The organism is Bacteroides luhongzhouii (genome assembly GCF_009193295.2).
GTDB lineage: Bacteria > Bacteroidota > Bacteroidia > Bacteroidales > Bacteroidaceae > Bacteroides > Bacteroides luhongzhouii.
The window spans coordinates 632,127-645,293 of the sequence record NZ_CP059973.1 but is presented as its reverse complement, the minus strand read 5'-3'; the positions used below and the strand labels follow the sequence as shown (position 1 = coordinate 645,293).

Sequence of the window (13,167 nt, the reverse complement as noted above, 5' to 3'; positions counted from 1 at the left end):
CACTTAAAACAGAATATCATGTTAGCAGATTTAACCGTAAAAGATTTCTTAGATAAAGTTGCTTGCAGTGACCCTGTACCCGGTGGTGGTAGTATTGCCGCATTGAACGGAGCACTGGCTTCCGCCCTTTCCACGATGGTGGCACGGCTCACCGTCGGAAAAAAAGGATACGAAGTCAGTGAAGAAGTAATGCAACACGCACAAACAATTACTCTTCGTTTGCTGGATGAATTTATTGCGCTTATCGATAAAGACTCCGCTGCCTACGAAGAAGTTTTTGCCTGCTTCAAACTCCCTAAAACAACCGAAGAAGAGAAAGCCGCCCGAAGTGCCGCCATTCAGGAAGCAACCAAACAAGCCGCCCTCGTTCCATTGGAAGTAGCTCGCAAAGCCTTGGATATGATGTCCGTCATAGCAGATGTTGCCCGTCTGGGCAACCGCAATGCCGTCACAGATGCCTGCGTAGCCATGATGTCCGCCCGTTCTGCCGTATTGGGAGCCTTGCTGAACGTCCGTATCAACCTCGGTTCGCTCAAAGACAGAGAATTTGTCCTCCAGCTACAAACCGAAGCCGATACAATCGAGCAAACCGCCTGTCGGAGAGAAAAAGAATTGTTGGATGCCGTAAATCAAGACCTGCGCGTATGAGTAAGAATGTATATCATATCGGTTCCGGAGCATTAACCTTCGAGATCATCGAACGAATTATCAACGAAAACCTGAAACTGGAACTAGCTCCTGAAGCCAAGTTGCGCATCCAGAAATGCCGTGATTACCTCGACCACAAAATAGCTTCTTCCGATGAACCGTTATACGGTATAACAACAGGTTTCGGCTCTTTATGTACCAAAAATATTTCTCCCGACGAACTCGGAATACTCCAGGAGAACCTCATAAAAAGCCATGCTTGCAGTGTAGGCGAGGAAATCCGCCCCGTCATCATCAAACTGATGATGCTTCTCAAAGCCCACGCCCTCTCATTGGGACATAGCGGCGTACAAGTAATCACCGTACAACGCATCCTTGACTTCTTCAATAATGACGTCATGCCCATCGTCTACGACCGCGGCTCCCTTGGAGCCTCCGGTGACCTCGCACCGCTTGCCAATCTTTTCCTCCCCCTGATCGGTGTCGGCGATGTCTACTATAAAGGAAAAAAGTGCGAAGCCATCAGCGTACTCGACGAATTCGGCTGGGAACCCGTCAAACTAATGAGCAAAGAAGGACTGGCCCTGCTTAACGGTACCCAATTTATGAGCGCCAACGGTGTATTTGCCATACTGAAAGCCTTCCGCCTCTCGAAAAGGGCCGACCTCATAGCTGCCCTTTCTCTCGAAGCCTTTGACGGCCGTATCGATCCGTTTATGGACTGCATCCAGCAAATCCGCCCCCATCAGGGACAGATTGAGACAGGCGAAGCCTTCCGTAAACTACTGGCCGGCAGCGAACTTATCGAACGCCACAAAGAACACGTTCAAGATCCCTACTCCTTCCGTTGCATCCCGCAAGTACACGGTGCCACGAAAGATGCTATCCGTTACGTTGCCTCCGTATTGCTGACCGAAATCAATTCCGTCACGGACAACCCCACCATCTTCCCCGATGAAGACCGGATCATCTCCGGCGGAAATTTCCACGGACAACCGCTTGCCATCTCTTATGACTTCCTTGCCATCGCTTTGGCCGAATTGGGAAATATCTCCGAACGCCGTGTCTCCCAACTGATTATGGGACTCCGGGGGCTGCCTGAATTCCTGGTTGCCAACCCCGGTCTGAACTCCGGCTTTATGATTCCGCAATATGCCGCCGCTTCGATGGTTAGCCAGAATAAAATGTACTGCTATGCGGCTTCGAGCGACTCCATCGTCTCTTCCAACGGACAGGAAGACCACGTAAGCATGGGCGCCAACGCCGCTACCAAACTCTATAAAGTGATGGACAATCTGGAACATATCCTTGCCATCGAACTGATGAATGCCGCACAAGGCATCGACTTCCGTCGTCCGCAGAAAACTTCCCCAATCCTTGAGCGTTTCCTCCATGCTTATCGGAAAGAAGTGCCTTTTGTGAAAGATGATATCGTGATGTACAAGGAGATACATAAAACAGTTGCCTTCTTGAAGAGGACACAGATTGAATACTGACAATAAACTGACCCTTTTTCGCTTTTCGTTAATAATGGTGACTGCTGTTGCCGGGTAAGTGTTGATTCTATCGACATTTATCCGGCATTTGTCGACTGTAATCCTTCTGCCGGCGATAAAACTTTACTTCGTATTGCCTTCCTTTTTAGCTTTGCCCTATGTTTGTTCCGTATTTCCTATTAACACTTGTTTTCATTTTGCTCTATTGAATGATAATAATTCCCAAATGGATTATAAATAGATGGAAACTTGATTTGTTAATTGAGTTTTCTGCATATCTTTGTTCCGTTTTTCCTTTGGAAATGAAAAGAAAACGAAAACTGCATTTTAATAAAATAGAAAAACGGATGATGACAGAGCATGGAAAAGACGCTTCTCAACGGATAGAGTTAAGAGAACGGATCATAACGGCGGCAACAGAAGCTTTTACTTCAAAAGGCATCAAGAGCATTACAATGGACGATATTGCGGCAGCATTAGGAATATCCAAACGTACGCTCTATGAAGTCTTTTCGGATAAAGAATCGTTGTTGAAAGAATGCATACTGAAGGCGCAGGCAGAAAGAGATAAGTACTTGCAGAAAGTCTTTGAAGAGTCGCACAATGTGTTGGAAGTGATACTTGCGGTCTTTCAGAAAAGTATCGAGATGTTTCATCAGACGAACAAACGCTTTTTTGAAGACATCAAGAAATATCCGAAAGTGTATGAGATGATGAAGAACCGGCAGGACAGCGATTCGCAGAAAACGATGTCCTTCTTCAAAACAGGAGTAGAGCAGGGCATTTTTCGTCCGGATGTGAACTTCGCCATCGTCAATTTGCTGGTACGAGAGCAGTTTGATGTACTTCTGAATACGGATATCTGCAATGAATATCCTTTTATTGAAGTGTACGAATCCATCATGTTTACTTATATACGCGGCATCTCCACCGAAAAAGGAGCAAAAGTACTGGAAGACTTTATACAAGAATATCGTAAGAACCGCATCGCAGATTAGAGCAAGAGTGAGGTTCTATTGACAAACAAGTAAGATTAAATTAGAAATTCAGTTTATGAACAAGATGAAAAGATTGGCAGGTAAGAAGATTCTTCTGGTAGCCGTGGCACTTTGCGCATTTGGTTTTGCAAAGGCGCAGGACACACAGGTGGAGAAGAATATACTAACCTTGACCTTAGACAAAGCCCTGGAAATTGCATTGGATGAGAATCCGACAATAAAAGTGGCAGCAGAAGAAATCGCTTTAAAGAAAGTTGCCAGTAAGGAAGCCTGGCAAAGTCTGTTACCGGAGGCTAGTATTGCCGGTTCATTAGACCATACCATTAAAGCGGCTGAAATGAAATTGAACGATATGTCGTTCAAGATGGGGCAAGACGGTTCGAACACCGCCAATGCCGGATTGAGTATTAATCTACCACTCTTTGTGCCGGGTGTTTATCGTGCTATGTCGATGACAAAGACAGATATTGAACTGGCAGTAGAGAAGTCACGCGCTTCCAAACTGGATCTCGTGAATCAGGTGAGCAAGGCTTATTATCAGTTGATGCTTGCGCAGGACAGCTATGAAGTGCTTCAAGGCAGTTATAAACTGGCAGAAGATAATTACAATGTAGTGAATGCCAAATATCAGCAGGGAACTGTGAGCGAATATGACAAGATCAGTGCGGAAGTGCAGATGCGCAGTATTAAACCGAACTTGATTTCGGCGGCCAATGCGGTGACTTTGGCTAAGTTGCAGTTGAAAGTCCTGATGGGCATCACAGCCGATGTGGAGATCAGGATTAACGATAATCTGACCAACTATGAAACGGTCATGTTTGCCAACCAGTTGAGGGAAGAGAATGTAAATCTGGACAACAATACCACCATGAAGCAGTTGGACCTGAACATGAAGTTGCTTGAAAAGAACATAAAGTCTTTGAAAACAAACTTTATACCGACTCTTTCAATGAGTTTCTCCTACCAATATCAATCACTGTATAATCCGAATATCAATTTTTTCAATTACAACTGGAGCAACAGTTCTAATCTGATGTTCAATCTTAGCATACCTTTATATAAAGCAAGTAACTTTACGAAAGTGAAATCTGCCCGTATACAGATGCGCCAGCTCGATTGGAACCGTATTGATACGGAAAGACAGTTGAATATGCAGATTGTCAGTTGTCGCAATAACATGAGTGCCAGCACAGAGCAGGTAGTCAGCAACAAGGAAAATGTGATGCAGGCAAAGAAAGCGGTAGTGATTGCTGAAAAACGTTATGATGTAGGTAAGGGTACAGTGCTCGAACTGAACAGTTCCCAAGTGTCGCTGACACAGGCGCAACTCACCTATAATCAGTCCATATACGATTACCTGGTTGCTAAGGCAGACCTCGATCAGGTTCTGGGAAAAGAATAAAGATAGACAACTAAAAAATTACAAATAAGGAATATGAAAAGAAGTATCCAATTGGTAGCCCTGCTGTTAACTGTGTTTATGGGCTCATGTACAGGTGGAAAAGACAAAGCGGCTACGGGACACGTGGACGCGAAGCCCATTGTGAAGCTGGCAGACGTAAAAGCCCGTCCCGTAGATCAAATACAAGATTACACAGCGACGGTGGAAGCCGAAGTAAAGAATAATATAGCACCTTCGTCTCCCGTACGTATCGACCGGATTTTTGTGGAAGTGGGCGACCGCGTATCCAAAGGCCAGAAACTTGTGCAGATGGATGCAGCCAACCTGAAACAGACAAAGCTGCAACTAGATAATCAGGAAATAGAATTCAACCGTATCGACGAATTATATAAAGTGGGCGGTGCGTCCAAATCAGAGTGGGATGCTTCGAAGATGCAACTCGATGTGAAGAAAACTGCTTATAAGAATCTGCTGGAGAATACCTCTTTGCAAAGCCCTATCAATGGTGTAGTCACTGCACGCAACTATGATAATGGCGATATGTACAGCGGTGGAGAACCGGTACTTGTAGTGGAACAGATCACTCCCGTAAAACTCCTGATTAACGTGTCCGAAACTTACTTCACGAAAGTGAAGAAAGGTACTCCTGTCGACGTGAAACTCGATGTATATGGAGATGAAGTATTTACAGGAACCATCAACCTGATTTATCCTACCATAGATGCCACTACCCGTACATTCCAGGTAGAGATCAGACTGGATAATAAAGACCGGCGCGTGCGTCCGGGAATGTTTGCCCGCGCGACATTGAACTTCGGTACGGCAGAAAACGTAGTTGTTCCCGATTTGGCAATCGTTAAGCAGGCAGGTTCCGGCGACCGTTATGTATTCGTTTATAAAGACGGTAAAGTATCTTATAATAAGGTCGAACTGGGTAGACGCATGGGTACGGAGTATGAGTTGAAATCCGGTGTACCGGATAACTCACAGGTGGTAGTTGCCGGACAGTCACGTTTGGTGAACGGTATGGAAGTAGAGGTGGAAGCCTCTTCCCGGCCTTCTTCCAAATAAGAGGTGTTCAGTACCTTTCGCCCAATGCTTTTATTAATTAACCTGATTTCAAAACTATCTTCCGGCTCCTTCTTTTTGGGAGAGGAGCGGGGAGAGGCTTTTAAATAAAACAACATGAGTTTATACGAAGGTGCGGTTAAGAAACCGATTATGACCTCCCTCTGCTTCCTGGCAGTGGTGATTTTTGGTCTTTTCTCTTTGTCGAAGTTACCTATCGACTTGTATCCGGATATTGACACGAATACAATCATGGTAATGACCGCTTATCCCGGAGCAAGTGCTTCGGATATAGAAAATAATGTGACTCGCCCGCTCGAAAATACGTTGAACGCGGTGAGTAACCTGAAACATATTACCTCCCGTTCTTCCGAGAATATGTCATTGATTACATTGGAGTTCGAGTTTGGTAACGATATTGACGTTCTGACCAATGATGTACGTGATAAACTCGACATGGTAAGTTCGCAGCTTCCCGATGATGTCGAGAATCCGATCATCTTCAAATTTAGTACGGACATGATTCCGATTGTGCTGCTTTCCGTACAGGCTAATGAGAGTCAGTCAGCACTTTATAAGATATTGGACGACCGTGTGGTAAATCCGCTGGCGCGTATTCCGGGAGTCGGAACCGTGTCTATCAGTGGTGCGCCGCAACGTGAGATTCAGGTATATTGCGATCCCAATAAACTGGAAGCCTATCACCTGACCATCGAAACTATCAGTTCCATCATCGGTGCCGAGAACAAAAACATCCCCGGTGGTAACTTCGATATCGGTAGTGAAACCTATGCATTGCGTGTAGAAGGTGAGTTCGATGATTCCCGCCAATTGGCAGACGTAGTGGTAGGTACGCATAATGGGGCAAATGTCTTTCTGCGTGATGTAGCCCAAATCGTTGATACCGTGGAAGAACGCGCGCAGGAAACCTATAACAATGGTGTGCAAGGTGCTATGATTGTTGTTCAGAAACAGTCGGGAGCCAATTCGGTAGAAATCTCCAAGAAAGTAGCCGACGCACTGCCGAGGCTTCAGAAGAACCTGCCGAGTGACGTAAAGATCGGTGTCATCGTCGATACCTCCGAAAACATTTTGAACACTATCGACAGTTTGACGGAAACCGTTGCGTATGCCTTGCTCTTCGTTGTCATCGTCGTGTTCCTTTTCCTGGGACGCTGGCGTGCAACGCTGATTATCTGTATTACCATTCCGCTTTCGTTGATTGCCTCATTCATTTACCTGGCTATTAGTGGAAATACGATTAATATTATCTCGCTTTCGTCGCTTTCTATCGCTATCGGTATGGTGGTGGATGATGCGATTGTAGTACTTGAGAACGTAACGACCCATATCGAGCGTGGCTCCGATCCGAAACAGGCAGCTGTGCACGGAACAAATGAGGTGGCAATTTCTGTAATCGCTTCTACGCTGACCATGATTGCCGTGTTCTTCCCGTTGACAATGGTAAGCGGTATGTCCGGTGTACTTTTCAAACAGCTGGGTTGGATGATGTGTGCCATCATGTTTATTTCTACGGTCGCCGCACTATCCTTGACTCCGATGCTTTGTTCCCAGTTGCTTCGTTTGCAGAAGAAACCGTCGAAGATGTTCAAGCTCTTCTTTACTCCGATAGAAAAAGTGCTCGACGGACTCGATACCTGGTATGCGAAGATGCTGAACTGGGCTGTACGCCATCGTCCGATTGTCATTGTGGGATGTATTGCTTTCTTCGTTGTCAGTTTGCTGTGTGCAAAGGGCATCGGTACAGAGTTCTTCCCGGCACAAGATAATGCCCGTATTGCCGTACAGTTGGAACTTCCGATCGGTACACGAAAAGAGATAGCGCAAGAATTGTCACAGAAGCTGACCAACCAATGGCTGACGAAGTATAAAGACATCATGAAAGTCTGCAACTACACCGTTGGTCAGGCTGACTCCGATAATACTTGGGCGTCCATGCAGGACAACGGTTCGCATATTATCTCGTTCAACATCAGTTTGGTAGACCCGGGTGATCGTGACATCACTTTGGAAGCAGTTTGTGATGAGATGCGTGAAGATTTGAAAGCCTATCCGGAATTTAGTAAAGCACAGGTAATCCTTGGCGGTAGTAACACGGGTATGTCCGCACAGGCAAGTGCCGACTTTGAGGTTTACGGATACGATATGACAGTAACCGATAGCGTAGCAGCCCGTCTGAAACGTGAATTGTTGAAAGTAAAAGGCGTGACCGAGGTAAACATCAGCCGTAGTGACTACCAGCCGGAATATCAGGTAGACTTCGACCGTGAAAAACTGGCGATGCATGGTTTGAATCTTTCAACTGCCGGTAACTATCTGCGCAACCGTGTCAATGGTGCAGTAGCCTCTAAATATCGTGAAGACGGAGATGAGTACGATATCAAAGTGCGTTACGCGCCCGAATTCCGTACAAGTCTGGAAAGTCTCGAAAACATCCTCATTTACAATGCACAAGGACAACCCGTTCGTGTGAAAGATGTAGGAAAGGTAGTCGAACGTTTTGCGCCTCCAACCATCGAACGTAAAGACCGTGAACGTATCGTGACCGTTTCCGCGGTAATCTCCGGTGCTCCGCTGGGCGACGTAGTGGCTGCCGGTAATAAAGTGATAGATAAGATGGATCTTCCGGGAGATGTCACCATTCAGATTTCCGGTTCGTACGAAGACCAGCAGGACTCGTTCCGTGATTTGGGAACACTTGCCATCCTGATTGTTGTGCTCGTATTTATCGTAATGGCAGCGCAGTTCGAGTCACTGACCTATCCGTTCATTATCATGTTCTCCCTGCCGTTTGCGTTTAGCGGCGTCTTGATGGCACTATTCTTTACGAACAGTACATTGAGTGTCATGAGTTTATTGGGAGGTATCATGTTGATTGGTATTGTAGTGAAGAACGGTATTGTGCTTATCGACTACATCACCCTTTGTCGAGAACGTGGATTGGCTGTTTTGAACTCTGTGGTAACAGCCGGTAAGAGCCGTCTCCGTCCGGTATTGATGACCACTGCCACTACCGTTCTTGGTATGATTCCGATGGCTATCGGTGGCGGTCAGGGTTCTGAAATGTGGAGCCCGATGGCGATTGCCGTAATCGGTGGTTTGACGATCTCTACGGTTTTGACATTGATTCTGATCCCTACTTTGTATTGCGTATTTGCAGGAACAGGTATCAAGAACCGTCGTCGTAAACTTCGTCGTCAACGTGAATTGGATGTTTACTTCCAGGCGAATAAAGACAACATTATTAAGAAATAACAAGAAAAGAAATATGAAATCAGTATTGATAACATTCGATCAGGCTTATTACGAACGAATCATGGCGTTGCTCGACCGTTTGGGATGCCGTGGTTTTACATACCTCGAAAAAGTGCAGGGACGTGGTTCGAAAACAGGCGATCCGCATTTCGGAAGCCATGCCTGGCCAAGTATGTGCTCGGCTATCCTGACGGTAGTAGACGATAGCAAAGTCGATCCGTTGCTGGACACTTTGCATAAGATGGACTTGGAAACCGAACAATTAGGCTTGCGGGCATTTGTGTGGAACATTGAACGGACTATCTAAAAGTGATCCGGTAAATAGAAAGGAAAGGGGAATCTAATAAATAATGTAGATTCTCCTTTCTTTTTGTGGCTTTTCTCTATCTTTGCGGTCGTTTGGGATTTTAGAAACATTATGGAGATAATAAAGAATTATTTGAAATATTCGTTGTGGTTCGTACTGATTGTATTGGCAGCCTTACTCGGGCTTCATTGGCTTCCGGTACTGACTATTGACGGGCACACGATGAGGCGTGTAGACCTTTTGAGCGACCTTCGTTATCCGGAGTCGGAGACTGCCGCAGCTGATTCGGACAGCATCCCTTTGCCTCCGGTTGTAAAGCCGGCCTTTGTAGATACCTGTCGTACAGGTATGACTTGTATTGAAGATTACAGTGATTCCACTCTTCGGGGGATGGCTCCTTTTTATGAAGCACTCAATCGTATCTCTTCCAGTGATTCAGATGACTCCGATGACAAACAGGTACGTATTGCCGTATTCGGAGACTCCTTTATCGAAGCGGATATCTTTACCGCCGACTTACGCGAAATGCTTCAGAAACAATTCGGCGGTTGTGGCGTAGGTTTTGTTACTATCACTTCCATGACAAGCGGTTACCGTCCTACGGTGCGACATACGTTTGGCGGATGGTCCAGTCATGCAGTAACAGACAGCGTCTATTTCGATAAGAAGAAACAAGGCATATCCGGTCACTATTTCGTTCCCCGGAATGGAGCTTATGTAGAACTGCGCGGACAAAATAAATATGCCTCCCTGCTCGATACTTGTCAGCGGGCCTCCATCTTCTTTTATAACAAGGATTCTGTTCTTCTTTCTGCTCGTGTGAACAAAGGAGAAAACAAGAATTATTCATTAGGTCCTTCCGATGGATTGCAGCAAATTCAGGTAGGCGGGCGTATCGGCTCTATCCGTTGGACAGTAGACCGTGCAGACTCTACATTGTTCTATGGTTTAGCAATGGATGGAAAAAAAGGAATCATTCTCGACAACTTCTCGTTGCGTGGCAGTTCCGGTCTTTCTCTGCGCGGCATTCCTTCACAGATGTTGAAACAGTTTAACCGTCAACGTCCTTACGACCTCATTATCCTCGAATATGGTTTGAATGTAGCTACCGAACGGGGGCGCAATTATGATAACTATCACAAAGGATTGCTTACGGCTATCGAGCATTTGAAAGAATGTTTCCCACAAGCAGGAATCCTGTTGTTGAGCGTCGGTGACCGTGATTATAAAAACGATAATGGCGAACTTCGTACCATGCCCGGTGTGAAGAATCTGATTCGTTATCAGCAGAACATTGCAGCCGAAAGCAATATTGCCTTTTGGAATATGTTTGAAGCAATGGGCGGAGAAGGCAGCATGGCAAAACTGGTACATGCCAAACCTTCTATGGCAAATTACGATTATACACATATAAATTTCCGTGGTGGCAAGCATTTGGCGGGACTACTTTATGAAACGATGATTTATGGTAAGGAACAATACGACAGGAGGCGTGCTTATGAACAAGAATAATCTGCAGTCTATCTTTATTTTTATTTTCGTCGCTATGTTGAGTGTTTCTTGTTTCCTTGCAGAAGCAATCGCACAAGACCGCATGCCTGTATGCCCCCCACCGGGAAAGACTGCCAAGTTGATAAAACCTTTGCGGGAAATGAACAAGGCAAAAGATACGATCACCGTACAGATAGCCTTTCCTTCAGCTTTCCGCGAAACCGGCCGGAATGAGATTATTGACAGTATTGCTCTGCTGGCTCCCGTCTTTGAACATCTCCGCCAGGTGCATGCCGGACTCTCCGAAGATACAGTCCGTATCGTTCATATTGGCGATAGTCATGTACGCGGACATATCTACCCTCAAACCACCGGTACTCGTTTGACAGAAGCTTTCGGTGCTATTTCTTATATTGATAAAGGCGTCAACGGAGCGACTTGCCTTACATTTACCCATCCGGATCGTATTGCTGAAATCGCCGCCTTGAAGCCCGAACTGCTGATTCTCTCTTTCGGAACCAATGAAAGCCATAATCGGCGTTATAATATAAATGCGCACTACAATCAGATGGATGAACTGGTGAAACTGTTGCGCGACAGTCTTCCCAACGTACCAATTCTTCTGACTACCCCTCCCGGTTCTTATGAAAGTTTCCGGCAACGAAGGCGCAGACGCACGTATGCCATCAATCCACGTACAGCAACAGCGGCGGAAACTATTCGCCGTTATGCAAAAGACCATCGTCTGCTCGTGTGGGATATGTATGATGTAGTCGGAGGAAAGCGCCGTGCCTGTACAAACTGGACGGAAGCCAACCTGATGCGTCCCGATCATGTACATTATTTACCTGAAGGATACATCCTGCAAGGAAATTTATTATACCAAGCACTTATCAAAGCATATAATGACTATGTTTCCCATTGATATAGATTTCAGTAGACTGAAAGAGATACTTACCTACGATCCGCAGGCGCCAATGATATTCAGCAGCGGTATCTTCCTTTGGTTGTTCGCTGCTTTCATGGTAGTGTATGTGTTGCTGCAACGCAAATACACTGCCCGTATCTTGTTTGTCACCCTCTTTTCCTATTATTTTTACTATAAGAGTAGTGGCACCTATTTTTTCCTGCTTGCCATAGTTACCGTTGCCGACTTTTTCCTTGCGCAGCTAATGGACCGTTCAGAGGGCTATTGGAAACGTAAAGGATTGGTTGCTTTGAGTTTGGGTATCAATTTAGGACTTCTTGTCTATTTCAAATATACCAATTTCCTGGGTGGAGTGATTGCGTCATTGATGGGAGGAGAATTTACCGCTCTCGATATATTCCTGCCGGTCGGTATCTCCTTTTTCACTTTCCAATCGTTAAGCTACACCATTGATGTTTACCGAAGAGACATAAAACCATTGACCAATCTTTTGGATTATGCCTTTTACGTATCTTTCTTCCCTCAGTTGGTGGCAGGACCTATTGTGCGTGCCCGCGACTTTATTCCGCAAATCCGGAAACCCTTATTTGTCTCGCAGGAAATGTTCGGACGCGGAATCTTTCTGATCGTTTCCGGTCTTTTCAAGAAAGCCATCATATCCGATTATATCAGTATCAACTTTGTAGAACGTATTTTTGACAATCCCACTCTCTATTCCGGTGTTGAAAATCTGATGGGAGTCTATGGTTATGCTCTGCAGATTTACTGTGACTTTTCCGGATATAGCGACATGGCTATCGGCATCGCCTTATTGTTAGGTTTCCATTTCAATCTCAACTTTAATTCACCTTATAAGTCTGCCTCTATTACGGAATTTTGGCGCCGTTGGCACATCTCTTTATCCAGTTGGTTGCGAGATTATCTGTATATCTCTTTAGGTGGAAACCGGAAAGGCAAGTTCCGTCAATACCTGAATCTCATCATTACCATGTTCTTGGGTGGATTGTGGCATGGCGCCTCCTGGAATTTTGTACTTTGGGGAACTTTTCATGGAGTAGCTTTGGCATTACATAAAATGTGGATGTCTGTCACCGGTCGCAAGAAAGGGGAGGAAAGTCACGGTTGGCGACGTGTGTTTGGAGTGATTATTACTTTCCATTTTGTCTGTTTCTGTTGGATTTTCTTCCGTAATGCTGATTTTCAGAACTCAATGGATATGTTGGGGCAGATATTCACTACTTTCCGTCCGCAACTGTTCCCGCAATTACTCGAAGGCTATTGGAAAGTATTTGCATTGATGTTACTTGGCTTCTTGCTTCATTTTGCTCCCGATAGTTGGGAAAATGCAGTTTGTCGAGGAGTAATTCGTCTGCCGTTCGTAGGAAAAGCAGTATTGATGGTAGCTTTGATTTACCTGGTTATTCAGATGAAGAGTTCGGAGATTCAGCCGTTTATTTATTTCCAGTTCTGATCGGTTGTATGGTTAATGTGACATCCAGCTTTTAATCAGAGTGTTCTTTTTAATATTCGACTAAAGTTGTATTTGGAATATT

10 protein-coding genes are annotated in these 13,167 nt (G+C 45.3%); all 10 read left to right on the top strand.

The window, feature by feature from the left end:
* Nucleotides 1-18 precede the first annotated feature (18 nt).
* The 10 genes from GD631_RS02430 (at nt 19) to GD631_RS02385 (ending at nt 13,085) form a co-directional block, all read left to right on the top strand.
* The gene (locus GD631_RS02430) at nt 19-648 is read left to right on the top strand and encodes a cyclodeaminase/cyclohydrolase family protein (RefSeq protein ID WP_143259171.1); all 630 of its coding nucleotides are present in this window, start codon (nt 19-21) and stop codon (nt 646-648) included.
* The gene (gene hutH, locus GD631_RS02425) at nt 645-2,144 is read left to right on the top strand and encodes a histidine ammonia-lyase (RefSeq protein ID WP_143259170.1); all 1,500 of its coding nucleotides are present in this window, start codon (nt 645-647) and stop codon (nt 2,142-2,144) included. The genes GD631_RS02430 and hutH overlap by 4 nt, the downstream gene beginning before the upstream one ends.
* A gap of 347 nt (nt 2,145-2,491) precedes the next feature.
* Nucleotides 2,492-3,142 (top strand): TetR/AcrR family transcriptional regulator, encoded by a 651-nt coding sequence (locus GD631_RS02420; protein ID WP_143259169.1) that lies wholly within the window; start codon nt 2,492-2,494, stop codon nt 3,140-3,142.
* Nucleotides 3,143-3,197: 55 nt separating this feature from the next.
* Complete coding sequence (locus tag GD631_RS02415) at nt 3,198-4,544, top strand: TolC family protein (RefSeq protein ID WP_143259168.1); 1,347 nt, start codon at nt 3,198-3,200, stop codon at nt 4,542-4,544.
* Nucleotides 4,545-4,577: 33 nt separating this feature from the next.
* The gene (locus tag GD631_RS02410; RefSeq protein ID WP_143259167.1) at nt 4,578-5,615 is read left to right on the top strand and encodes an efflux RND transporter periplasmic adaptor subunit; all 1,038 of its coding nucleotides are present in this window, start codon (nt 4,578-4,580) and stop codon (nt 5,613-5,615) included.
* A 114-nt stretch (nt 5,616-5,729) separates the two neighbouring features.
* Entirely contained in the window at nt 5,730-8,888 is a 3,159-nt protein-coding gene (locus tag GD631_RS02405; protein ID WP_143259166.1) for an efflux RND transporter permease subunit, read from the top strand.
* A 13-nt stretch (nt 8,889-8,901) separates the two neighbouring features.
* Nucleotides 8,902-9,195, top strand: a complete 294-nt coding sequence (locus GD631_RS02400) for a PG0541 family transporter-associated protein (protein ID WP_049701227.1) — start codon at nt 8,902-8,904, stop codon at nt 9,193-9,195.
* A 111-nt stretch (nt 9,196-9,306) separates the two neighbouring features.
* On the top strand, nt 9,307-10,707 hold the full coding sequence (locus tag GD631_RS02395; protein WP_143259165.1) for an SGNH/GDSL hydrolase family protein: 1,401 nt from the start codon (nt 9,307-9,309) through the stop codon (nt 10,705-10,707).
* Nucleotides 10,661-11,611 carry an SGNH/GDSL hydrolase family protein gene (locus GD631_RS02390; RefSeq protein WP_185911557.1) on the top strand — a complete coding sequence of 317 codons (951 nt, stop codon included), beginning with the start codon at nt 10,661-10,663 and terminating at the stop codon, nt 11,609-11,611. The genes GD631_RS02395 and GD631_RS02390 overlap by 47 nt, the downstream gene beginning before the upstream one ends.
* Complete coding sequence (locus GD631_RS02385) at nt 11,598-13,085, top strand: MBOAT family O-acyltransferase (protein WP_143259164.1); 1,488 nt, start codon at nt 11,598-11,600, stop codon at nt 13,083-13,085. The genes GD631_RS02390 and GD631_RS02385 overlap by 14 nt, the downstream gene beginning before the upstream one ends.
* Nucleotides 13,086-13,167 lie beyond the last annotated feature (82 nt).